This window comes from Bacillus sp. AFS012607, from assembly GCF_002558005.1.
Taxonomy (GTDB): Bacteria; Bacillota; Bacilli; order Bacillales; family Bacillaceae_G; genus Bacillus_A; species Bacillus_A thuringiensis_S.
Map to the genome: position 1 here is coordinate 173,015 of NZ_NTVM01000012.1, position 23,228 is coordinate 196,242.

A 23,228-nucleotide genomic window follows, 5' to 3' on the forward strand; every position below is an offset into this window, starting at 1 on the left:
TTTTGTCGAAGGCAAAGGCTTATTCAGCAACTTTATCTTCACTTGGTACGTAGCTTAATACTTCCGCATCGATTTCTTCTAATGCTTTACCTACACACTTATGAGAAACCGGTTGCTCTACAACACAGTTATTAGCAAGTTGCATTTCACGTGCACGCTTTGCAGCCACTGTTACTAGTGTGTATTTAGAATCGATTTTTTGTAGTAATGAGTCAATTGATGGATTTAACATAATTATAGACCCTCCGTCATTTCTTTATAATATTTTGCTACCCTTTCGCGGCGGCAATGTTCGCCAACCACAATTGCTTTAATTCTATCACAAGCTAATTCAACTTGATCGTTTTCTACTACATAGTCGTAAGCGTCCATCATCTCGATTTCTTCTTTCGCTACAGTTAAACGATTTTCAATAACATCTTCAGTCTCTGTACCACGGCCGACAATACGGCTCTTTAGTTCAGATAAACTTGGAGGTGCTAAGAAAATAAATACACCTTCTGGGAAAGCTTTCTTAACTTGAATTGCTCCTTGCACTTCAATTTCTAAGAATACATCTTTTCCTTCTTGTAATGTTTTTTCAACATAGTCAATCGGTGTTCCGTAATAATTACCTACGAACTCAGCCCACTCAAGTAATCTTTCATTACGAATCATTTCCTCGAATTCTTCTCTTTCTTTAAAGAAATAATCCACACCATCTACTTCACCTTCACGCGGCTTACGTGTCGTTACTGAAATAGAGTACTGAAAACGTGTATCCTCATGGCTAAACAGCTCTTTACGAACCGTTCCTTTTCCAACCCCAGAAGGCCCTGAAAGAACGATGAGCAATCCTCTTCTACTTCTCATAAATATGTAAAACCTACCCTTCCTCACTTAAATCTTCTTTATTATTCAAACGATGTGCAATCGTCTCTGGTTGAATTGGACTTAATACAACATGCCCATCATCCATAACAATAACCGCCCTTGTTTTTCTCCCATACGTAGCATCAAGCAAAGCATTATGTTCGCGTGCTTCCTGTACTGTTCGTTTAATAGGAGCTGACTCCGGACTTACAATAGCAATAATTCGATGAGCAGATACAATATTTCCGTATCCAATATTTAAAAACCGCATGGCCATAGTTTGCGCCTCCTAGTAAGTCTATCCGATTTCTCCACCACGTATAACTTTATATATTTTTTGAAAGCTACTCAATATTTTGTACTTGTTCACGAATTTTTTCAAGGTTATTTTTCATTTCTACAACATATTTTGAAATTGTTAAGTCATTTGCCTTAGAACCAATCGTATTAATTTCTCTATGCATCTCTTGCACGATGAAATCCATTTTTCTTCCAACAGGCTCTTCAATCTGCAATGTTTCATGAAATTGCTCTAAATGACTTTGCAAACGAACTAACTCTTCATGAATATCACAACGCTCTGCAAAGATTGCGACTTCTGTTAGCAATCTTTGTTCATCTAACTCTTGATTATGTAATTCTTTTAAGCGATTTTCTAATCGTTCACGATATTTTTGTGTAACAATTGGTGCATGTGGAATAATTGCATTTACACAATTGCTAATCTCTTGTAAACGATACGCTATATCTTTATGTAATCGTTCTCCTTCGCCATCTCTCATCGTTTTCAACATATGAGCAGCTTGACGAACAGCCTCATATAAACTGTTCTCAAAATGTTCATTTACATTTTCTATTTCTTCAATTGCTGTTACTTCTGGCATTGCCATTAATTGCTCGAGTGTAATAGAATCTTGTAATTGAAACTTTCCTTTTATATCTTCCATCATCGATTGGTACTGCTCAAGAAGTGACCAATTCACACTTAATTTTCTTTCAACAAGTCCTTCACCTGCTATACTAATAGACACCTCAATGCGTCCACGTCGAACTTGCTGTGCAATTATTTTACGAATTTTGTCCTCAAATACCATCATTTGCTTAGGAAGTCGAATACTCATCTCTAAAAAACGGTGGTTCACCGATTTCATTTCTACTGTAATTTGAAAAGTATCACTTTCTACTTTCGATCTTCCAAACCCTGTCATACTAGAAATCATTTTTATCACATCCAAGCCATAAAATAACTCAATGAAAAAGGTAATAGAGACAAGGCTCTACTACCTTCTGTAAATTATATCACATTTTCATAACATTGACTATTTCAAGTTTAATCCCTTCTTATATAACATTGGCTTTTTCTTTTTCGCCTTTTTCCCTGTTAATAAAGAACCTACTAGTAAGAAAGTCGGAATTGATGACAAACCTCCAATTAATAACCAATCTCTTGCTTGTATCGGCATTGTGCTAAAGATCGGTTGTAACGGTGGATAATATATAACCACTAGCATGAGTAGTAACGAAATGATAACCGCCCCTACTAAATACACGTTCCCAAATGGATTGCGGTGAAAGACAGAATGCTCACTACGACAATCAAATACATGAATAAGCTGAGCAAGTACCAACGTCGCGAACGCTACAGTTTGTGCATATTTCAGTTCATTTGGATGTTGGTTATACGCAATAATAAACGCTACTAACGTCACTGCCCCAATTAAAAACCCTCGACTTATTATTTTCCACGCAAGCCCTCTAGCGAATACCCCTTCTTTCGGGTGGCGCGGCGTTCTCTTCATCACATCTCCTTCAGCCTTATCCAAACCTAATGCCATCGCTGGTAAACCATCAGTAACTAAGTTCACCCATAAAATTTGAATAGGAACCATCGGCAGTGGTAATGCAAGTAACATCGCAAATAACATGACTAAAATTTCTCCAACGTTTGACGCCAATAAGTAGCGAATAAACTTACGTATGTTCTCGTATATATTTCTTCCTTCTTTAATTGCTGATTTAATTGTAGCAAAATTATCGTCTAGTAAAACAAGTGAAGAGGCCTCTTTCGCAACATCTGTCCCTGTAATTCCCATCGCTATCCCAATATCCGCTGTTTTTATAGCTGGAGCATCGTTCACTCCATCGCCTGTCATGGCTACTATATGTCCTTGATTTTGCAGTGCCTTAACAATTTTTAATTTATGCTCAGGTGATACACGAGCGAATACATACGTATCTTCTACAACATTTTCTAATTCCTCCACATCCATATTCGCGAGTTCTACGCCTTCAACAACGCGTCCATCTGGTGGCAAAACTCCTAATTGTTCAGCAATCGCCATTGCTGTCACTTTATGATCACCTGTAATCATTACCGTTCGAATACCAGCTTCTTTACACTCTTTTACCGCCTGCGCCACTTCTGGCCTTGGCGGGTCAATCATACCTTGTATCCCAACCAACATAAAATCTTTTTCAACGTCTCTTTCATGTTCAATAGAATCCGTGACTTTTAAAGGTTTAAACGCAACTGCAATTGTTCGAAGCGCTTGACTACCTAAGCTATGAATAGCCGCCTGTACTTCTCTTCTATATAACTCACTTAACGGCTGCTGCTTATCCCCCCATAAAATCGTTTGACTCATTTGCAAAAGAACGTCCGGTGCTCCCTTCGTAACAATAAACTTCTTCCCCTCTCGATCTCGTACAATAACACTCATCATTTTTCGAGTTGAATCAAATGGAAATTCACGAATAATTTCAAATTTCCCTTTCAATGCCTCACGTGTAATCCCAGCTTTCATTGCTGCAGCTACAAGCGCTCCCTCTGTTGGATCTCCATCTAATACGTACGCCTTTTTCTTTTGAATAATATTTGCATTGTTACATAGTGAACCAAATGTAAGTAGCTGATAAAGTGCTTTTGTCTTAGCTGGATTCACTTCTATTTCACCTTTCATAAAAGAGCCATTAGGTTCATATCCTTGCCCTGTCACTTTCCACAATTCTCCGCCTGACCACATATGTGTTACCATCATTTTGTTTTGCGTCATTGTCCCCGTTTTATCAGAACATATAACGGAAGCACAACCTAACGTTTCTACGGCTGGTAACTTTCGTACAATTGCTCTCTTTTTTATCATCCGCTGTACACCAAGTGATAAAGCTACTGTAACAATTGCTGGCAACCCTTCTGGAATAGCCGCAACAGCTAGCGATACGCCAGCTAAAAACATATGATATACTTCATTCCCTTGATACACACCAGCCAATACAACGAGCGCTGTCAAAATAAGAGCTACAATAATTAATATTTTTCCGAGCTGTTCTAACCTTCTTTGCAGTGGTGTTTCCATTTGCTCTGCATTTTGTAACATATTTGCAATTTGACCCATCGCTGTATTCATACCAGTTGCTACAACGACACCTGTTCCAGATCCTCGCGTAATCATTGTCCCCATAAAAGCCATATTTTTTTGATCACCAATTGCAACCTCTTGCCCTTGCAATGCTTCTACCTTCTTTTGCACAGGTACGGACTCCCCTGTCAAAGCAGACTCTTCAATATATAAACTTGATGCCTCAACAAGACGCACATCAGCCCCAATACGATCACCACTGGAAAACTTAATAATATCACCTAAAACAAGTGCTTTAGATGGTGCTTTTACCCACTTTCCATTCCGCATTACAGTAACTTGTGGAGCAGCTAGTTCCTTTAAAGCTTCCAATGATTTTTCAGCTTTTCTTTCTTGAAAAAAGCCGAGAATACCATTGATAATAACAATGGCAACAATAGCAATAGAATCAATGTATTCACCTAAAAACGCAGAAACAATTGTTGCTCCAAACAAAACGAGTACCATGAAATCTTTAAATTGCGCTAAAAATACCATTAGTGCAGAAGGCCTTTTTGCTTCTTCTAATTCATTTGTACCAAATTTCTTAATTCGCCCTTCTGCTTCTTTCTCCGTAAGTCCAACCTTTACATTCGTATTCGTTCTTTCTTCCACTTCATGTGCTCGCATTCCATACCAGTTCATCCTGCCATCGACCTCCTGATTCCAGACATACTCTATTGAAAGCTTATTCAGCCTCGTCCAAAAAAATGCTATAATTAACTTTTAGTTAGAAAGGAGTGTTCATTAATGGCATTCGATGGATTATTTACAAGAGCGATTACACATGAAATTGAAAATTCTCTTTACACGGGAAGGATTTCTAAAATATACCAACCTTCAAAATACGAGATTTTATTACATATTCGAGCGAATGGAAAGAACCAAAAACTAATTCTTTCATCTCATCCTACATATGCGCGTATGCACTTAACGAATCAAAACTACGATTCGCCAGCAATACCGCCGATGTTTTGTATGCTTCTTCGTAAACATTTAGAAGGTGGATTTATTGAAAAAATTGAACAAATCGACTTAGAACGGATTATCCAAATTACAGTTCGCAGTCGTAATGAAATCGGAGACGAATCATTAAAAACATTAGTAATTGAAATAATGGGAAGACATAGCAACATTATCTTATTAGATACGAAAACAAACGTGATTTTAGATAGCTTAAAACACGTTTCATTAGCCGTAAACCGTCACCGAACTGTATATGCTGGTGCTGAGTACGTCGCGCCACCAGCCCAACATAAAATCAATCCTCTGCAAATTGAAACCGCAGATGATTTTATTAGACCGCTAGACTTTCTATCTGGAAATATGGATAAACAACTCGTCGGGGCTTTCATGGGAATATCCCCATTATTTGCAAAAGAAGTAGTAAAGAAAGCCGGTATGGTAAACGAGAAAGCATTATCAGAAGCATTTTTCTCTATACAAACACCATTACTATCTCATGCATATACACCAGCAATGATTACTGCAAATGGAAAAGAATTCTTTTATCTTTTCCCTCTTACACACTTGCAAGGAGAAGAAAAAACATTCTCATCAGTGAGCGAATTGTTAGATCGTTTCTTCTTTGGCAAAGCAGAACGTGATCGTGTAAAACAACAAGCTCATGATTTAGAACGCTTTATGCAAAACGAAAAAAATAAAAACGAGAAAAAACTCATTAAACTCGAAAAAACACTGCAAGATGCCGGAAAGGCAGATAAATATCAACTATTTGGAGAACTACTTACAGCCAATATGTACGCTTTGAAAAAAGGGGATAAAGATATTGAAGTCGTTAACTATTACGACGAAAATAGCGGAACTGTAAAAATTACATTAGATCCTTTAAAAACACCATCTGACAATGCGCAACGCTATTTCCAAAAGTACCAAAAAGCGAAAAATTCAGTTGTTATTGTAGAAGAACAAATCGAAAAAACAAATGAAGAAATTCTTTATTTTGATAGCTTACTTCAACAAATGGAAGCTGCTTCTTCAAAAGATATTGAAGAAATTCGTGAGGAATTAGCTGAAGAAGGTTATGTGCGCAATCGCAAAACGAAAAACACAAAGAAAAAACCTACTAAACCAGTATTAGATAAATATTTAGCAAGTGATGGTACAGAGATTTTCGTTGGTAAAAACAATAAACAAAATGATTATTTAACAACGAAGTTTGCCCGCCGTGATGAAATTTGGTTACATACGAAAGACATACCTGGCTCTCACGTTGTCATTCGTTCTTTAGAGCCTGCTGAAGAAACTTTACTAGAAGCTGCCAAAATTGCTGCGTATTACAGTAAAGCGAAAGAGTCTAGCTCTGTACCTGTTGATTTCACCAAAATACGCCATGTCAAAAAACCGAGTGGTGCAAAACTTGGTTTTGTTACGTACGACAATCAGCAAACCGTATATGTAACACCAGATGCTGATATTGTAATGAAATTAAAAGCGTAAATAAAAAATGCGTTGCTTATAAGCAACGCATTTTTTATTTTCAATTTAGTTGCTATATCCATTCAATATTGTCAAAAAAATTGACAGTGTCATTTTACATTTGTATAAATTTTTTAAAGCATGTAAATAAAGTACAAGTGTAACTCCAATCAATATTTTTTCATCCCCCTGCTATTTATTGAAGCAATCTGAATTTTATAAACAAACCGTCTCCCACAAATGGCGGGCTATTTTCTTATCTCCCTTAAAATATATGTTTTCCCTACTATCCTTTCTTCAAATATACATTTTGGCACACTATTTGCTTTATTAAATACTGTGAATAGGGGGAATTAACATGACTTTAAAAATTAATAAAATCCAAAATCAACTACAAAACTATGAAATTGACGGGTTACTCATTACCAAAAAAGAAAATCGCCAATATGCAACAGGCTTTACAGGTAGTGCTGGCGTCGTCTTAATCTCTGCGGATAAAGCTGTTTTTATAACTGATTTTCGCTATGTAGATCAAGCGAAATCACAAATAAAAGATGCTGAAATTATTATGCATACAGGAAATTTAGAAAAAGAAATTGCAAATCAAGTATCAAAATTAAACATTCAAAAACTCGGAATTGAAGAGAACAACATGACATTGCAACAATATAAAAACTTACAAAAATGCGTACATGTGGAAATGGTTCAAGTGTGCGAAATCATCGAAAATATTCGTATTATTAAAGACATGCCGGAAATAGAAACAATGAAAATCGCAGCTAATATTGCTGACGAAGCATTTCACCACATCATTACGTTTCTAAAACCAGGAATAAGTGAAAATGATGTACGAGATGAGTTGGAATTTTTCATGCGAAAAAAAGGGGCTACATCCTCTTCATTCCAAATCATTGTAGCTTCTGGCGTTCGTTCTTCACTTCCTCATGGAGTTGCATCAAATAAAATAATCGAGCGAGGCGACATCGTTACATTAGATTTCGGTGCACTTTACAATGGATATTGTTCCGATATAACTCGTACTGTAGCAATCGGAGAATCATCAGAAGAATTCAAAAAGATATACAATGTTGTACGAGAAGCTTTAAAACGTGGAACTAAAGCAATTAAGCCTGGAGAAACTGCGAAAAGTATCGATGATATAACGAGAGATTACATTACAGAACATGGATACGGTCAATACTTTGGACACTCTACTGGTCATGGTCTTGGGTTAGAAATACATGAACCTCTTCGCCTATCCCAAGAAAGTCAGGCTACTTTAGAAGAAGGTATGGTTGTTACAGTTGAACCTGGTATTTACATACCAAACTGGGGCGGTTGTAGAATTGAAGATGATATTGTCATCACAAAAGACGGATATGAAGTTATTACAAAATCAAATCGGGAACTAATTGTGATTCCTTGTTAAAATCATGAACTTTTTAAAAGGAGTTTTTCTCTGCACATAGAATTCTTTCTCTGGAGTCATCGTTTAAAGAGGGGGAATTTTAATTGAATTTTGTAATTGATAAATTGGAGGGTTTACATGTAGAATTTTCAAAGCTTGTTTCCATGATGAATTACGCTCGCTATACAACAATGCAAGCAGTGGAAAGTTTAACAATTGAAGAACTTGATTATTTATATGATAAGGAAGCAAATTCAATTGGCATGTTATTGTATCATATGGCTGCTATTGGATTTTACTACCAGATTCATACTTTTGAAGACCGTGAACCAACGGAGGCTGAATTAGAACACTGGTTACCTGGCATTGAATTAGGCGATCTTGGACGTGAGAAAATAAAAGGAAACGCTATAGAATTTTACATAAATACATTACAAGAAGTACGTTCCAAAACAATCGAGAATTTTCAATCGTTACCTGATGAATGGTTATTTAAAACGACAGACTTTTGGTATGACAAACCAGCAAATAACTATTTTAAGTGGTTTCACGTTTTTGAAGATGAAATCAATCATCGTGGACAAATTCGTTTAATTAAAAAGATGCAAAAAGCTCATGCAGTAAAATGAGGAAATGCCACCGAATAAGGTGGTATTTTCTTTTATTCATTAACGAATAGCTTTTCGTTTATTATTTTAGTGACTACCACTACCAACATTAAAATGCATATTAAATATAGCATTTTCGCAATAAACAACCACCCTTGAAACATTACAATTCCATCTATTATCTCATTTCCTTTCCATAACAAAAACGGAATTGTGCTGATTATAATGACAAATTCGATGCTGAAAACCATTTTCTTTTTTCGACTATATGCTTTCCATTCATTCCAGCGATACATAGGTGCAAAAATCAATACTCCTATACATAATATAACTGCTACCCATTCACTTTTTAAAAATTGCCCTGAAATAACTGATAATAGTAAACAAACGAGCACACCATAATATCCTATTTTTCCTCTCATTCTTACTACCTCCATTCTATCCTCTCTTTAATATGTAACTCCATATTCTTATCGTGAACCTAAGAAAAATAACAACTACAATTACAATATAAAGACCTTTTGCAGAAGACATCCATTCTTGAAAAATAGACATTTTCTCCATCTGTTTCTGTCCTTCTATTAAAATAAACCCTATGAAAAATGAGCAAACAACAATGATACCTATCATAATTCCAATGCTTTTCTTACTATGTTGTTTCATGTCATCCCATCGGTATAACAGTATAAAAACAAACCCAAAAAGAGGGGTGATACTTATCCATTCATTGTTTGTAAATAGATTTAAAATGATTAATAGACTACAAGATATAATGAATCCCCAAAACCCGATTTTTTTGCGCATAAGCCCTCCTTAAATTCCATTTTTAGGATTAATTGTATTGTAACATCCATTTCTACTTCTTACCATTACAGTACATGAAATTTCACTTTTTTTTCCTATACTCACATACTTTTACTGCTTTCATACAATAAACTACACGAATGCCTAAAGGATGTGAATGTTATGGGAGTTGAATTAACGCTATTACACGCTCTCTATGTTATTTGCTTACTCACTATTATTACCTTTTTTATTCTCCGGAAAGATACGACGATTATTTGTATCGTTTTTATCTTTTTATTAGCATTAACCGCTACAAGTTCTATCCCTCTTGCCGTTAGCGGTATTTTTCAAAGTTTCATTTACGCTATTACTGAACTTTTACCAACTATATTAATCATCTCTATTATCGTATCAATGAGCAATCTACTCGTTCATACTGGCATAAATGATACGATGATTTCACCATTTACAAAGATGATTCGTACCCCTACCCTCGCCTACTGGATTATCGGCCTTTTAATGATGACAATTTCTTTCTTTTTTTGGCCTTCTCCAGCTGTCGCCTTAATGGGAGCTATTTTATTCCCCGTCGCTGTACGCGTCGGTCTTCCTCCAATTGGGGTTGCCATTGCTATGAACTTATTCGGACACGGCATCGCCTTATCTGGCGACTTCGTTATTCAAGGTGCACCGAAATTAACTGCAGACGCGGCTGGTCTTCCTGTTTCCAGCGTCGTTTCTGCCAGTGTTCCCCTCGTTATCGTGATGGGCGTTGTTACAACTTCTGTCGCTTTTTTCTTCTTACGAAAAGAATTTGATACAGGATTATCCTTGCAAAACTCCCCTGCATCAACGGAACCATCTAAAACTACTATTTTATTATCTCCTCGCATAAAGAAATGGCTCGCTATATGTATCCCTATCGTATATATCATCGATATCCTTTGCATGATTCAATTTAAACTACAAGGAAGCGATGCAACAGCACTTATCGGCGGAACGACTGTTATTATGATTATCATCATTTCCCTCATCGCCTACAAAGGTAATGGACTAAATAAAACAACCGATTATTTTATAGAAGGGCTCCAATTTGGATTTAAAATCTTTGGTCCAGTTATTCCAATTGCTGCACTCTTTTATTTAGGAGATAGCGGTTTTGTGAAAATTATCGGAGACTATTTACCGAAAGGTTCACATGGAATCATTAACGACTTAGGGATTGCCTTATCTCAAACTGTTCCTTTAAATCAATACGTATCGGCGGGAACATTAACTATCGTTGGTGTCATAACAGGATTAGATGGATCTGGCTTTTCTGGTATATCACTTGCTGGTTCAATTGCCAATCTTTTCGGAACAGCACTTGGGCATGGAACAGCTACATTAACAGCACTCGGGCAAATTGCTGCCATATGGACCGGAGGCGGGACTTTAATTCCTTGGGCGCTTATTCCTGCCGCTGCCATTTGTAAAGTGGATCCATTTGAACTCGCACGCCGAAACTTTTTACCAGTTGTGATTGGCTTAATTGTCACCACGATCGTTGCGATGTTTATTCTATAGTGTAAGCAAGTTTTCTCTTGCTTACGCTTTTTATTATGAAATCCAGTGACTTTCTAAAGGGATTATCTACATGTTAGCGAAGTTATATTAAGAGAATATTTATTTAAAAAACGTTTACGAGGTACAGATTACTTCCATTAGAAAAGGGGACATAACTATGAATGAATTGATTTTCGTCTTATTAATTTGTCCATTACTTATCTTTATCGTTTCTGTTATTGGAACACGCAAGACGAAAACGTATTACGTAATGCCGATTGTAACGTTTGCTAGTTTTTTAATAATAGGTGTTATCGCCTTCACTCCAAAATTCTTCTTTTGGGTTGGCATGTACAGCATCTTCTCATTTATTGTTTCTTATATGACTCTATTGTTTGTAAGAGGATATGAGCTTGCAGAAAGCGCTAAGTAGTTTTTAGTAGAAAGATTATAATATGAATTTTCTTTGATATCGATAGGACTTTACTTGAATTTTTAACAATGATAAAAAAGACGACTGCGTTCCCCCGCAGTCGTCTTTTTTTATGTTACGCTGTGATCCAAGCTTCGTCAGCTGGATTTTTACGCCACTCTTGTAATTTTTTCGTTTCAGCTTGTCCGATCATACCTTTTTCTGCTGCAACTTCAGTTAATGCACTGTAATCACTTAAAGAATATGATGCTACGTTAGCTGCTTCTAATTTTTCTTTTCCTGACTCTAGCTCGTATGTGAAGATTGATACGATTCCTAATACTTCACAGCCAGCTTCGCGAAGTGCTTCTACACACGTAATTGCACTACCACCAGTTGAAATTAAGTCTTCTACTACTACTACTTTTTGACCTTTTTCAGCTTTTCCTTCAATTTGGTTCCCTTTACCGTGACCTTTTGCTTTACTACGTACGTAGCACATTGGTAAATCCATACGACCGCTTACCCATGCAGCGTGCGCAATACCAGCAGTTGCTGTTCCTGCAATAACTTCTACAGTTGGGAAGTGCTCTTTAATTAACTCTTCTAATCCAGCTGCAATCGCTTGACGTACTTTTGGATAAGATAAAGTTAAACGGTTATCACAATAAATTGGTGATTTCATACCTGAAGACCAAGTGAATGGATCATTCGGTTGTAAAAATACTGCTCCAATTTCTAATAAATGCGATGCGATTTCTTTTTTCATACTGTTACACCTTCCCACTGTTGTTTTACTGTTTTATACGCTTCAAGCGGATTTTCTGCTTTCGTAATACTGCGTCCAACTACGATGTAGCTTGAGCCAAGTTCCCTCGCACGTTTCGGTGTTGCTACGCGCACTTGGTCATTAACATCATCACTTGCAAGACGAATCCCCGGTGTTACTGTTACAAATTCATTTCCGCATACTTCACGTAATTTTGGAACTTCAAGTGTTGAACAAACAACGCCATCAAGTCCACTGTCTTTCGTTAATTTTGCATAATGAGCAACCGCTTCTTCTAACGTTTTCTCAATGCCAATCTCTTTTTTCATCATAGCTTCCGAAGTGCTTGTTAGTTGTGTAACTGCAATACAAATCGGTCTCTCTTTTCCTTCTTGCTTACCTTCCTCTAATCCCTCAATCGCAGCTTTCATCATGCTACTTCCCCCAGCAGCATGAACATTTACCATATCAACATCTAGACTAGCTAGGCTACGCATAGCGCTTTTTACTGTATTCGGAATATCATGAAGTTTTAAATCTAGGAAAATCTTATGTCCTTTTTCTTTTAAGTACGTAATAATTGCAGGGCCTTCTTTGTAAAATAACTCCATACCTACTTTGACAAATAACTCTTCCCCTTCAAAGTGGTGTAAGAATTGTTCTACTTCTTGTTTCCCTGGAAAATCTAGTGCAACGATTAACGACTGTGACATGTTTGCTTCCAGCTCCTTCCTTGACATTCCGAAATATGATCAAATCCTAATTCATCTAGTAATGCTGGTAACTCTTCAATAATTGTCGGACATACGAACGGATCGATAAAGTTCGCTGTACCTACTGCAACTGCGCTTGCGCCAGCGTAGAAGAATTCAATTACATCTTCCGCTGTTTCAATACCGCCCATTCCGATAATTGGAATGTTAACCGCTTGGCTTACTTCATGTACCATGCGAATTGCTACTGGCTTAATCGCAGGACCTGATAATCCGCCTGTACGGTTTGCTAAAATTGGTTTAGCTGTTTTTAAATCTAGACGCATACCAAGCAATGTATTAATCATCGTTAAACCATCTGCACCTGCATTTTCAATCGCTTTTGCAATTTCCACTATGTTTGCCACGTTCGGTGACAATTTCACGTATACAGGTACTTCAGAAACCTCTTTTACTCGCTTCGTTAAATCAGCAGCAATTTCAGGATTTGTACCAAAGGCGATACCACCTGTTTTTACGTTTGGACAAGAAATATTTAATTCTAGTGCATGGACATTAGGCGCTTTAGAAATTTCCTTCGCAACCGCTACGTAATCCTCAGCCTGTGAGCCTGCAACGTTCGCAATAATTGGAAGGTCAAATTGTTCTAACCATGGTAATTCCGAATTCATTACTTTGTCTAATCCCGGGTTTTGAAGTCCGATTGCATTTAACATGCCGCCTGGTGTTTCAGCAACACGAGGCGTTGGATTTCCATAACGTGGTTGTTCTGTCGTCGCTTTAATCATGATTGATCCTAGTACACTTAAATCGTAAAACTGTGCATATTCACGACCAAATCCAAAGCATCCAGATGCCGGTATAATTGGATTTTTTAATGATAATCCTGGTAATTCAACTTGCAATCTGTTCATAGTACAACCTCCCCGATTGGAAATACTGGTCCGTCGCTACACACCTTCTTGTAAGAATGTCCACTTGGATCTTCTTGTAAGTGGCATACACATGCGAAACAAGCTCCAATACCACAGCCCATACGCTCTTCTAATGAAATATATGCTTTTTTCTCTTTGTAACGTCCTTCTAATGCACGAAGCATCGCTAACGGGCCACATGAATAAAGAATGTCAAATTCGATTCCGTAATTATCAATTACATCTGTGACAAATCCTTTTGTACCGTGTGTACCGTCTACTGTCGCAACGTACGTATCACCAAGTTCTGCAAATTTTTCTTCATAGAAAACAACATCTTTCGTTTGAAAACCTAAGATGTGAATCACACGTACACCCTTTGCAACGAGGCGCTGTGATAATTCATAAAGTGGTGGTACACCAATTCCCCCGCCTACTAGTAAAGCTGTTTGACCAGCTTCTGCTTCTTCTACAGGAAAACCGTGTCCTAATGGTCCTAGTACATCTATCATTTCACCTTGTTTTCTAGTTGCTAATGTTTTTGTCCCTTGTCCTTCGGCACGATATAGCATTGTAAATTCGTTCTTCTCTTGATCTACATTACAAATACTAATTGGGCGGCGCAGAAGGGGCGCAATGCCCTCTGCTACCTTAATGTGTACAAACTGCCCTGGTTCGTTCATTTGCTGTACTAACGTTCCTTGAAGCACTAATTCGTAAATGTTTTTTGCGATTTCTTTTTGGTTAACGACAATCATATTTTGCTTTTGCATCATGCATGTACCACCTCGTGACGCTTTGTTTGCGTAATTTCTTTCATTGAATGAGCTGAGAATGTCATAGATTCCAATACTCGTAAGATTGCTCTCGTTGTATCAAGTGATGTTAAGCAAGCCACACCATTTTCTACTGATTCACGGCGAATGCGGAAACCATCACGCGCTGGTTGTTTGCCTTTTGTTAATGTATTGATTACAAACTGTGCTTTTCCTTGACGGATAATATCAAGTAAGTTATAGTCTTCAGAATCAATTTTGTTTACCACTTGCACTGGAATATTTTGCTCTGCTAACGATTGTGCTGTTCCAGCTGTTGCTAATAAGTTATAACCGATTTCGTGGAAACGTTTTGCAATTTCCATTGCCTCTTCTTTATCTTTATCCGCTACTGTGATGATTACTGATCCGTGCGTTGGGATGTTAATTCCAGAAGCAACTAATCCTTTGTATAATGCTTTTTCAAGCGTTAAGTCTTTACCCATTACTTCCCCTGTTGACTTCATTTCAGGTCCTAATGTTGTATCAACTGAGCGTAGTTTCGCAAACGAGAATACCGGCGCTTTTACATATACTTCTTTCTCTTCTGGGTGATAACCAGTTCCGTATCCTTGCTCTACTAAGTCTTGACCTAAAATAACTTTCGTTGCAACATTCGCCATCGGTACGCCCGTAATTTTACTTAAGAACGGTACTGTACGACTCGCACGTGGGTTTACTTCAATTACGTACACTTGATCTTTGAATACTACGAACTGGATATTTAGTAATCCAACAATGTTTAAACCTTTTCCAAGTGCAATTGTATGTTCAATGATTTGTTCTTTTAGTTTTTCAGATAAGCTTTGTGGTGGGTATACTCCAATTGAGTCACCAGAGTGAACTCCAGCGCGTTCAATATGTTCCATAATACCTGGAATGAATACATTCTCACCGTCTGAAATTGCATCTACTTCAATTTCTTTACCAACCATGTAACGGTCAATTAATACCGGATGCTCTGCATGAACTTTAACTGCATTTTTCATGTAGTGCAGTAATTCTTCTTGACGATATACGATTTCCATCGCACGTCCACCTAGTACGTAAGACGGTCTTACTAATACTGGATAACCAATTTCTTCAGCGATTGCTACCGCTTGTTCTACAGTTGTTGCTGTTTTACCAACTGGTTGCGGGATACCAAGCTGTGTTAGAGCTGCTTCAAACTTATCACGATCTTCTGCGCGGTCTAAATCTTCAAGTGATGTTCCTAAAATTTTCACACCGTGTTCTTCTAATTTCGCCGCTAAGTTAATTGCCGTTTGTCCACCGAACTGAACGATAACACCTTCTGGCTTTTCTAAATCGATAATGTGCATTACATCTTCAATTGTTAATGGTTCAAAGTATAATTTGTCAGAAATACTGAAGTCTGTTGAAACTGTTTCTGGATTGTTATTAACAATGATTGCCTCATATCCAGCTTCTTTAATTGCCCATACAGAGTGAACAGTTGCGTAGTCAAACTCAACACCTTGACCGATACGGATTGGACCAGATCCTAGAACTACTACACTCTTACGATCTGTTCTAACCGATTCATTCTCGTCACCATATGTGCTGTAGTAGTATGGTGTTGCAGATTCAAACTCTGCCGCACAAGTATCTACCATTTTATAAACAGGAGTTATATTGCTTTCTTTACGCATATCGTAAATTTCACGCTCTGTTTTATTCCAAGCTGCTGCAACGTAGTGATCGCTGAAGCCCATCTCTTTCGCAGTTTGTAGTACTTCCATATTTCCTACATTCGCTTTTACTTCACGTTCCATATTTACGATGTTTTCAACTTTTTGTAAGAAGAAGAAGTCCATTTCACACCATTCGTTGATTTCTTCTTTCGTTACACCTTGACGAATTGCTTCTGCTACAATAAACAGTCGCTCATCATCAGCTTTTATAATGCGTTTTTTCATTGTTTCTTTATCAAGTTCTTTTAAATGCTCTAACTCTAAGTGATAAACGCCAAGTTCTAAAGAACGAACCGCTTTTAATAATGATTGCTCTAAGTTACGTCCGATTGACATAACTTCACCAGTTGCCTTCATTTGTGTACCCAGTGTTCTGTTTGCTGATTCAAACTTATCAAATGGCCAGCGCGGAATTTTTGAAACGACATAGTCTAATGCTGGCTCGAAGCAAGCGTATGTTTTTTGTGTTACTGGATTTATAATTTCATCTAATGTTAGACCGACTGCAATTTTTGCCGCTAGCTTCGCAATTGGATATCCAGTTGCTTTAGATGCTAGTGCAGATGAACGACTTACACGCGGGTTTACTTCGATTACATAGTATTGGAAGCTATGTGGATCAAGTGCAAGCTGAACGTTACATCCACCTTCAATTCCTAATGCACGAATAATTCGTAATGAAGTGTTTCGTAACATTTGATATTCACGGTCACTTAATGTTTGGCTCGGTGCTACTACGATAGAATCACCTGTGTGAACTCCAACTGGATCGATATTTTCCATATTACATACTACAATCGCGTTATCATTTGAATCACGCATTACTTCATATTCAATTTCCTTACAACCAGCAATGCTCTTTTCTAATAAACATTGTGTTACTGGACTATGTTTTAATCCACCTGATACGATTTCAATTAGTTCTTCTTCATTATTACAGATTCCGCCACCTGTTCCCCCCATTGTAAATGCTGGGCGAACAATAACTGGATATCCAATTTCTTTTACAAATTCATGTGCTTCTTCTAGCGTATGAATGATGGTACTAGATGGAATTGGTTCATTTAATTCCTGCATTAATGTACGGAATAAATCACGATCCTCCGCTTGCTCAATTGCTGATAATTTCGTTCCTAAAATTTCAACTCCACACTCTTCAAGTATGCCTGATTTCGCAAGTTCAACAGCCATGTTTAAACCTGTTTGACCACCTAATGTTGGTAAGATTGCATCTGGACGTTCTTTACGAATGATACGGCTTACGAATTCTAGTGTTAATGGTTCTATATATACTTTATCTGCTGTTGCAGTATCTGTCATAATTGTTGCTGGGTTAGAGTTAACAAGGATTACTTTGTAACCTTCTTCTCTAAGAGATTGACAAGCTTGTGTACCAGAGTAGTCAAACTCTGCTGCTTGCCCAATTACAATTGGTCCTGATCCGATTACTAAAATTGTGTTAATGTCTAGGCGTTTTGGCATAACTCTTCCCCTTCTTTCTTGAAGTTTTCAATCATTTCTAAGAAATCTTCGAATAAATCATTTGCATCTTCTGGTCCTGCTGAAGCTTCTGGATGGTATTGCACTGTAAATGCTGGGAACTTCGTATGACGAAGACCTTCTACTGTTCCATCATTTAAAGCGACATGTGTAATTTCAAGTTCTGTATTTTTAACTGATTCTTCTTCTACTGCGTAACCATGATTTTGAGATGTAATTGCTACTTTTCCAGTTGCAAGATGTTTTACTGGATGGTTTAAACCACGGTGACCGAATTTTAACTTACTTGTATTCGCACCAGATGCTAGAGCGAATAGTTGATGTCCTAAGCAAATTCCGAATAAAGGAACTTTACCGATAATGTCTTTTAACATTTCAATTGCTTCTGGTACATCTTTCGGATCTCCAGGTCCGTTACTTAACATAATTCCATCTGGGCTAAGGCGTAAAATTTCTTCTGCTGTTGTATTGTAAGGTACTACAATTACATCACAGTCACGTTTGTTTAATTCTCGTAAAATACCATGTTTCATTCCGAAGTCTACAAGTACAACTCGGTGTCCACGGCCTGGGCTTGGGTATGGATCTTTCGTTGATACGCGTTTCACGTGATCTGTAAATACTGTCGCTTTTAATTGGCTCACGATGTATTCTACATCTGCATCCATGTTACATAGACGTCCACGTAATGTACCGTATTGACGAATTTTTCTCGTTAATTTTCTTGTATCAATTCCTGCTAACCCTGGGATATTTCTTTCTTTTAAGTAATCATTTAACGAAATTTCATTACGGAAGTTTGATGGGTGATCACAAATTTCGTTTACGATTAAGCCATTTACAGATGGGTGAATCGATTCAAAATCGTCACGGTTAATGCCGTAGTTTCCGATTAATGGGTACGTGAATGTTACGATTTGACCGCAATATGATGGATCAGATAATGTTTCTTGATATCCAGTCATTCCTGTTGTAAATACAACCTCACCTGACTTTTCAATTTCGCCTCCGAAACCTTTTCCAATTAATACTGTTCCATCTTCTAAGATAAGTTGTCTTTTCATACTAATGCACTCTCCTTTTGCCATGCGATCTTACCACCAACGATTGTCATTACCGGCCATCCTTGGCATTTCCAACCTGCGAATGGTGTATTTTTTCCTTTTGATAAGAATGTTGTTGGGTCAATCTCTTCTTCTTGTTCTAAATCAATGATTGTAATATCAGCTGTTCTATCTTCTTTCAGGCGACCTGCTTTTAAGCCGAATGTATCAGCTGGCTTTTCTGTTAAGAATTGAATTAACTGCTCTAATGTAATAATTCCTTTTTTCACAAGGTTTGTGTATAGAAGTGGGAATGCTGTTTCAAAACCAGTAATTCCGAATGGCGCTCTTTCAATTCCTTGTGCTTTCTCTTCCGCTGTATGCGGTGCATGGTCAGTTGCGATCATATCGATCGTTCCATCTAGTAATCCTTCAATTAATGCTGCATGGTCTTCTTTTCCACGAAGCGGTGGGTTCATTTTAAAGTTAGGATCAACTGATGGGATATCATCTTCACATAACACTAGGTGATGTGGTGTTACTTCTGCTGTTACTTTAATTCCAGCTCGTTTCGCATCACGGATTACACGTACAGAACCTTTTGTACTTACGTGACATACGTGATAGTGACAATCTGCTGCTTCAGCAAGCAGTATATCCCTTGCAATATGTACAGATTCACATACTGATGGGATACCGTTTAATCCGTGTTTCTCAGAAAACTTCCCTTCATGTACACAACCTTTATTAATAAGCGTATTCTCTTCACAGTGCGCAACTACTGCCATATTTAATTTCGCTGCACGTTTCATAGCCGCTAACATCATGCTAGCATCTTGTACGCCTACGCCGTCATCTGTGAAAGCAAATGCTCCAAGTTCTTTTAATGTTTCGAAATCTGTCATTTCAGAACCAGCTTGACGTACTGTAATTGCTCCGTATGGTAGTACGTTGACATGCGCTTTTTCTTTAATACGTTTTTGCAGGTCTTCCATATGTTCTCTGCAATCTGGTACTGGGCGTGTATTTGGCATTGAGCAAATTGTAGTGAATCCACCTTTTGCCGCTGCTAGTGTACCTGTTTCAATTGTTTCTTTATGTTCACCACCTGGTTCACGAAGATGTACGTGTACATCTACTAATCCAGGTGCGATTAAATTTCCGTTCACTTCGATTACTTCAGCATTATCTGCCGTAATATTTTCTGCTACCTTAGCGATTTTACCGTCTTGTACGAGAAGATCTGTTGCTACGATTTTTCCTTCTTCATTCATATAACGACCATTTTTAAACAAGTAATTCATGTTTCATTCCTCCTAATACATTTGGTAAGGCGCGTTTTAGTACAGCCATTCTTACGTAAACTCCATTTTCCATTTGTTTAAATATGCGTGAACGCTCACACTCAACAAGTTCACTTGCAACTTCAACATCACGGTTTACAGGAGCTGGATGCATAATAATGCTTCCTTCTTTCATACGCTTTTCTCTTTCCACTGTTAATCCGTGTCTCTCATGATACTCTTTCATAATGTCTGTTTCATAATGATCATGACGCTCATGTTGTACACGAAGTAACATCATTACATCCACTTCTGGAACAAGTTCATCCAATGGTTTGTATGTTCCAAATGTGCTGTCTTCATCTTTCCACTCTTCTGGACTTGCAAAGTAAATTGTTGCACCCAGTTTCGTTAATGCTTCTGCATTAGAACGTGCTACTCGGCTATGACGAACATCTCCTACTATCGCAATCTTTAATCCTTCAAATCTTCCAAACTCTTGTTTAATTGTAAGAAGATCGAGTAGGCACTGCGTTGGGTGGTTTCCACATCCATCTCCAGCGTTTAAGATTGGGATATTTACCTGATCTTTTAGTTCATCGAAGTAGCGATCTTGCTCATGGCGGACGATCACCGCTTTTGTTCCGATTGATTCTAGTGTTCTTATCGTATCGTATAGAGTTTCTCCTTTTTGTACGCTAGATGCATCCGCTGAAAAGTTTAAAACATCTAGTCCTAATCTCTTCTCAGCAACTTCAAAGCTAAATCTCGTTCTCGTACTATTCTCAAAGAACAAGTTCGCAACAAAAGTTTGCTCTGTCGTTTTGCTCTCTTTTCCATTCGCGAAATCTTCTGCGTCTTTTAGGATTTCTGAAATTTCTACTTCCGATAATTCACTCATCGTTAACAAATGGCTCATCGTCATCCCTCATCTTTCTGATTTTTATGTTACCACTTTTGTATTTTTATAACAACATTTGTATAAAAACACCCTAGTCATGTAAGACTAGGGCGCAAGGAAGAAGCCACCCTTTTCTGTCTCACAGGACTGAATTAAAAGGTTATTATTATGAAGCAATCTGCTTAGGTTGTTTTATTTGTTTCGTTTCCGGTAGTAGTAGATTTAACAGTACACCTACAATTGCTGCTAGTGCCATTCCTTCTACTTGGAACGATTCTCCTATGTGAAGTACCGCTCCACCAATACCGATTACTAGTATTACTGATGCAATCATTAAGTTTCGTTTGTCACTTAAATCTGTTTTATCATCTACCATCATGCGTAATCCGCTTGATGCAATTACACCGAATAGTAAGATTGATACCCCACCCATAACTGGTGTTGGGATCGAATGAATCAGCGCAGAAATCTTACCGATAAATCCGAACATGATTGCGAATACTGCTGAACCGATGAATAAGTATACACTGTATGCTCTCGTAATTGCTAGCACACCGATGTTTTCACCATACGTTGTATTCGGTGGCCCACCGATTAGTGATGCGATTAATGTTGCTACTCCGTCACCGAAGATCGAACGGTGTAAACCTGGTTTTTCAATTAAATCTCTTTTAATAACATTTCCAAGTACAATTTGATGTCCGATATGTTCTGATATTGTTACTAGTGCAACTGGTACCATCAAGAGTACAATCTTCCATGAAAACTCTGGTGTGTATGTGACAAATGGTACTGTGAAATCTGGTACAACAAACCATTTTGCCTCAGCTACCGGCTTTAAGTCTACTAGCCCTTGGAAGTAAGCGAAGATATATCCGCCGATAATGCCAAGTAACACTGGTATGATACTGAAAAATCCTCTTCCGAATATCGAGCATATAATTGTAATTGCTAATGTTACTAATGCTACTGAAAAGTGTATAAAGCTATATTTGCCATCCGCACCGTTCATCGCCATATTAACTGCTGTATGTGCTAACGCTAAACCGATTACCATTACTACCGGTCCAACTACGATTGGCGGAAGTAATTTCATAATCCACTCTGATCCTGATTTCTTAATTCCGAGTGAGATTAAGATGTACACAAGCCCTGCTAGCAAACCACCAAGCATTGCTGCTCCCGGTCCACCTGCCGTTTTCGCTGTTATAATCGGTGCGATAAAGGCGAATGATGATCCTAGATAGGCAGGTACTTGACCTTTCGTTATAAGAAGAAACGCTAACGTTCCTAATCCACTTGATATTAATGCTACTGATGGATTCAATCCTGTTAAAAACGGAACAAGCACTGTTGATCCAAACATCGCGAACAAATGTTGTATACTCAAAAATAACCATTTTCCCGGTTTCGGTACTTCATTAACGTCTAACACTGGCTTTTGTTCCATTGTTACATCCTCCTTCAGTTTAAATCTTTGCAATAAAAAAACTCTTTGTGCCTGTGCACAAAGAGTCCTACACTTTCGTATGCCAAATTTGACATATGAAAGCCAAGACCCTTTGGCAGCCTCACAGGACTACATTTAAAAGGGCTTTACTTATCGTATATGCTTACTCGATCTTGTTGATCTGTCTCTTGCAAATCAACTTCGATACGCTCTTCACTTGATGTTGGAATGTTCTTTCCTACATAATCAGCGCGAATTGGTAGTTCACGATGACCTCTATCAACAAGAACCGCCAGTTGGATTTGAGATGGTCTACCTAAATCCATAAGAGCATCCATTGCTGCTCGAACTGTTCTTCCTGTATATAACACGTCATCCACAAGGATAACTTTTTTCTTCGTAATATCTACAGGGATATCAGAACCTTTTACAAGTGGTTCTTTATTTTTGGATTGCAGTGTTAAATCATCACGATATAACGTAATGTCTAACTCTCCAACTTCCATTTCTTTTCCTTCAATTTGACCAATTCGTTCTGCCAAACGTTGTGCAATAAAAATTCCACGAGTTTTAATTCCGACAAGAACACAATTATCGACACCTTTATTTCGTTCCACGATTTCATGACTAATTCGTGTTAAAGCACGGCGAATCATTTGGTCATCTAAAACGACAGCTTTCTCTTGCATGCTCTACAC

General features: G+C 37.7%; 22 protein-coding genes. 5 read left to right on the plus strand and 17 right to left on the minus strand.

Annotation, left to right across the window (positions count from 1 at the left end):
• Positions 1–19 precede the first annotated feature (19 nt).
• The 5 genes from rpoZ to CN409_RS14235 all read right to left on the minus strand — a co-directional run bounded on the left by rpoZ (position 20) and on the right by CN409_RS14235 (position 4,895).
• The gene (gene rpoZ, locus CN409_RS14215) at positions 20–232 is read right to left on the minus strand and encodes a DNA-directed RNA polymerase subunit omega (protein WP_000933962.1); all 213 of its coding nucleotides are present in this window, start codon (positions 230–232) and stop codon (positions 20–22) included.
• A gap of 2 nt (positions 233–234) precedes the next feature.
• Positions 235–852 carry a guanylate kinase gene (gene gmk / locus CN409_RS14220; RefSeq protein WP_001257742.1) on the minus strand — a complete coding sequence of 206 codons (618 nt, stop codon included), beginning with the start codon at positions 850–852 and terminating at the stop codon, positions 235–237.
• A 13-nt stretch (positions 853–865) separates the two neighbouring features.
• Entirely contained in the window at positions 866–1,129 is a 264-nt protein-coding gene (remA, locus tag CN409_RS14225; protein ID WP_001251456.1) for an extracellular matrix/biofilm regulator RemA, read from the minus strand.
• 67 nt (positions 1,130–1,196) lie between these two features.
• Positions 1,197–2,072: a YicC/YloC family endoribonuclease gene (locus CN409_RS14230; RefSeq protein WP_000625867.1), complete on the minus strand. Its 876-nt coding sequence runs from the start codon at positions 2,070–2,072 to the stop codon at positions 1,197–1,199.
• Between the two features lie 99 nt (positions 2,073–2,171).
• Positions 2,172–4,895, minus strand: a complete 2,724-nt coding sequence (locus tag CN409_RS14235) for a calcium-translocating P-type ATPase, SERCA-type (RefSeq protein ID WP_001104763.1) — start codon at positions 4,893–4,895, stop codon at positions 2,172–2,174.
• A gap of 105 nt (positions 4,896–5,000) precedes the next feature.
• Between CN409_RS14235 and CN409_RS14240 the strand changes: the two genes are divergently transcribed.
• The 3 genes from CN409_RS14240 to CN409_RS14250 all read left to right on the plus strand — a co-directional run bounded on the left by CN409_RS14240 (position 5,001) and on the right by CN409_RS14250 (position 8,726).
• Positions 5,001–6,710: an Rqc2 family fibronectin-binding protein gene (locus tag CN409_RS14240; protein ID WP_097981361.1), complete on the plus strand. Its 1,710-nt coding sequence runs from the start codon at positions 5,001–5,003 to the stop codon at positions 6,708–6,710.
• A 337-nt stretch (positions 6,711–7,047) separates the two neighbouring features.
• Positions 7,048–8,118: a M24 family metallopeptidase gene (locus CN409_RS14245; protein WP_086390356.1), complete on the plus strand. Its 1,071-nt coding sequence runs from the start codon at positions 7,048–7,050 to the stop codon at positions 8,116–8,118.
• Between the two features lie 83 nt (positions 8,119–8,201).
• On the plus strand, positions 8,202–8,726 hold the full coding sequence (locus CN409_RS14250; protein WP_086390357.1) for a DinB family protein: 525 nt from the start codon (positions 8,202–8,204) through the stop codon (positions 8,724–8,726).
• 32 nt (positions 8,727–8,758) lie between these two features.
• On the opposite strand, the gene CN409_RS14255 is transcribed toward CN409_RS14250, so the two are convergent.
• Positions 8,759–9,127 carry a YoqO family protein gene (locus CN409_RS14255; RefSeq protein ID WP_074789272.1) on the minus strand — a complete coding sequence of 123 codons (369 nt, stop codon included), beginning with the start codon at positions 9,125–9,127 and terminating at the stop codon, positions 8,759–8,761.
• 16 nt (positions 9,128–9,143) lie between these two features.
• Positions 9,144–9,509, minus strand: a complete 366-nt coding sequence (locus CN409_RS14260; RefSeq protein WP_086390358.1) for a YoqO family protein — start codon at positions 9,507–9,509, stop codon at positions 9,144–9,146.
• Positions 9,510–9,671: 162 nt separating this feature from the next.
• On the opposite strand from CN409_RS14260, the gene CN409_RS14265 reads away from it, so the two are divergent.
• Both CN409_RS14265 and CN409_RS14270 read left to right on the plus strand, forming a co-directional pair.
• Entirely contained in the window at positions 9,672–11,057 is a 1,386-nt protein-coding gene (locus tag CN409_RS14265; RefSeq protein ID WP_000537904.1) for a membrane protein, read from the plus strand.
• 157 nt (positions 11,058–11,214) lie between these two features.
• On the plus strand, positions 11,215–11,469 hold the full coding sequence (locus tag CN409_RS14270; RefSeq protein WP_001003933.1) for a YbeF family protein: 255 nt from the start codon (positions 11,215–11,217) through the stop codon (positions 11,467–11,469).
• 115 nt (positions 11,470–11,584) lie between these two features.
• Here the strand turns inward: CN409_RS14270 and pyrE are convergent, their stop codons facing one another.
• The 10 genes from pyrE to pyrR form a co-directional block, all read right to left on the minus strand.
• Positions 11,585–12,217 (minus strand): orotate phosphoribosyltransferase, encoded by a 633-nt coding sequence (gene pyrE / locus CN409_RS14275; RefSeq protein WP_000711463.1) that lies wholly within the window; start codon positions 12,215–12,217, stop codon positions 11,585–11,587.
• Positions 12,214–12,930, minus strand: a complete 717-nt coding sequence (gene pyrF, locus CN409_RS14280; protein ID WP_000083509.1) for an orotidine-5'-phosphate decarboxylase — start codon at positions 12,928–12,930, stop codon at positions 12,214–12,216. Before pyrF ends, pyrE begins: the two co-directional genes overlap by 4 nt.
• On the minus strand, positions 12,915–13,844 hold the full coding sequence (pyrD, locus tag CN409_RS14285; RefSeq protein WP_001081049.1) for a dihydroorotate oxidase B catalytic subunit: 930 nt from the start codon (positions 13,842–13,844) through the stop codon (positions 12,915–12,917). The genes pyrF and pyrD overlap by 16 nt, the downstream gene beginning before the upstream one ends.
• Positions 13,841–14,620, minus strand: coding sequence for a dihydroorotate oxidase B electron transfer subunit (gene pyrK, locus CN409_RS14290; protein ID WP_000983355.1), 780 nt, complete (start codon positions 14,618–14,620; stop codon positions 13,841–13,843). Before pyrK ends, pyrD begins: the two co-directional genes overlap by 4 nt.
• Positions 14,617–17,835 (minus strand): carbamoyl-phosphate synthase large subunit, encoded by a 3,219-nt coding sequence (carB, locus tag CN409_RS14295; RefSeq protein ID WP_097981363.1) that lies wholly within the window; start codon positions 17,833–17,835, stop codon positions 14,617–14,619. The genes pyrK and carB overlap by 4 nt, the downstream gene beginning before the upstream one ends.
• Positions 17,820–18,917, minus strand: a complete 1,098-nt coding sequence (locus CN409_RS14300) for a carbamoyl phosphate synthase small subunit (RefSeq protein ID WP_000828669.1) — start codon at positions 18,915–18,917, stop codon at positions 17,820–17,822. The genes carB and CN409_RS14300 overlap by 16 nt, the downstream gene beginning before the upstream one ends.
• Entirely contained in the window at positions 18,914–20,200 is a 1,287-nt protein-coding gene (gene pyrC, locus CN409_RS14305; RefSeq protein ID WP_086390359.1) for a dihydroorotase, read from the minus strand. The genes CN409_RS14300 and pyrC overlap by 4 nt, the downstream gene beginning before the upstream one ends.
• Positions 20,184–21,098, minus strand: a complete 915-nt coding sequence (gene pyrB, locus CN409_RS14310) for an aspartate carbamoyltransferase (RefSeq protein WP_000018846.1) — start codon at positions 21,096–21,098, stop codon at positions 20,184–20,186. The genes pyrC and pyrB overlap by 17 nt, the downstream gene beginning before the upstream one ends.
• Positions 21,099–21,246: 148 nt before the next feature.
• Entirely contained in the window at positions 21,247–22,530 is a 1,284-nt protein-coding gene (gene uraA / locus CN409_RS14315) for a uracil permease (protein ID WP_016098906.1), read from the minus strand.
• A gap of 146 nt (positions 22,531–22,676) precedes the next feature.
• On the minus strand, positions 22,677–23,219 hold the full coding sequence (gene pyrR / locus CN409_RS14320) for a bifunctional pyrimidine operon transcriptional regulator/uracil phosphoribosyltransferase (RefSeq protein ID WP_001156491.1): 543 nt from the start codon (positions 23,217–23,219) through the stop codon (positions 22,677–22,679).
• Positions 23,220–23,228 lie beyond the last annotated feature (9 nt).

Coding starts and splice junctions, on each gene's coding strand:
- pyrF (WP_000083509.1), bottom strand. CDS start 12,930: ATGTCACAGTCGTTAATCGTTGCACTAGATTTTCCAGGGAAACAAGAA.
- CN409_RS14255 (WP_074789272.1), bottom strand. CDS start 9,127: ATGAGAGGAAAAATAGGATATTATGGTGTGCTCGTTTGTTTACTATTA.
- CN409_RS14260 (WP_086390358.1), bottom strand. CDS start 9,509: ATGCGCAAAAAAATCGGGTTTTGGGGATTCATTATATCTTGTAGTCTA.
- pyrD (WP_001081049.1), bottom strand. CDS start 13,844: ATGAACAGATTGCAAGTTGAATTACCAGGATTATCATTAAAAAATCCA.
- pyrK (WP_000983355.1), bottom strand. CDS start 14,620: ATGATGCAAAAGCAAAATATGATTGTCGTTAACCAAAAAGAAATCGCA.
- CN409_RS14300 (WP_000828669.1), bottom strand. CDS start 18,917: ATGAAAAGACAACTTATCTTAGAAGATGGAACAGTATTAATTGGAAAA.
- uraA (WP_016098906.1), bottom strand. CDS start 22,530: ATGGAACAAAAGCCAGTGTTAGACGTTAATGAAGTACCGAAACCGGGA.
- pyrR (WP_001156491.1), bottom strand. CDS start 23,219: ATGCAAGAGAAAGCTGTCGTTTTAGATGACCAAATGATTCGCCGTGCT.
- CN409_RS14245 (WP_086390356.1), top strand. CDS start 7,048: ATGACTTTAAAAATTAATAAAATCCAAAATCAACTACAAAACTATGAA.
- pyrC (WP_086390359.1), bottom strand. CDS start 20,200: ATGAATTACTTGTTTAAAAATGGTCGTTATATGAATGAAGAAGGAAAA.
- CN409_RS14240 (WP_097981361.1), top strand. CDS start 5,001: ATGGCATTCGATGGATTATTTACAAGAGCGATTACACATGAAATTGAA.
- rpoZ (WP_000933962.1), bottom strand. CDS start 232: ATGTTAAATCCATCAATTGACTCATTACTACAAAAAATCGATTCTAAA.
- pyrE (WP_000711463.1), bottom strand. CDS start 12,217: ATGAAAAAAGAAATCGCATCGCATTTATTAGAAATTGGAGCAGTATTT.
- pyrB (WP_000018846.1), bottom strand. CDS start 21,098: ATGAGCCATTTGTTAACGATGAGTGAATTATCGGAAGTAGAAATTTCA.
- CN409_RS14235 (WP_001104763.1), bottom strand. CDS start 4,895: ATGAACTGGTATGGAATGCGAGCACATGAAGTGGAAGAAAGAACGAAT.
- CN409_RS14230 (WP_000625867.1), bottom strand. CDS start 2,072: ATGATTTCTAGTATGACAGGGTTTGGAAGATCGAAAGTAGAAAGTGAT.
- gmk (WP_001257742.1), bottom strand. CDS start 852: ATGAGAAGTAGAAGAGGATTGCTCATCGTTCTTTCAGGGCCTTCTGGG.
- CN409_RS14265 (WP_000537904.1), top strand. CDS start 9,672: ATGGGAGTTGAATTAACGCTATTACACGCTCTCTATGTTATTTGCTTA.
- remA (WP_001251456.1), bottom strand. CDS start 1,129: ATGGCCATGCGGTTTTTAAATATTGGATACGGAAATATTGTATCTGCT.
- carB (WP_097981363.1), bottom strand. CDS start 17,835: ATGCCAAAACGCCTAGACATTAACACAATTTTAGTAATCGGATCAGGA.
- CN409_RS14270 (WP_001003933.1), top strand. CDS start 11,215: ATGAATGAATTGATTTTCGTCTTATTAATTTGTCCATTACTTATCTTT.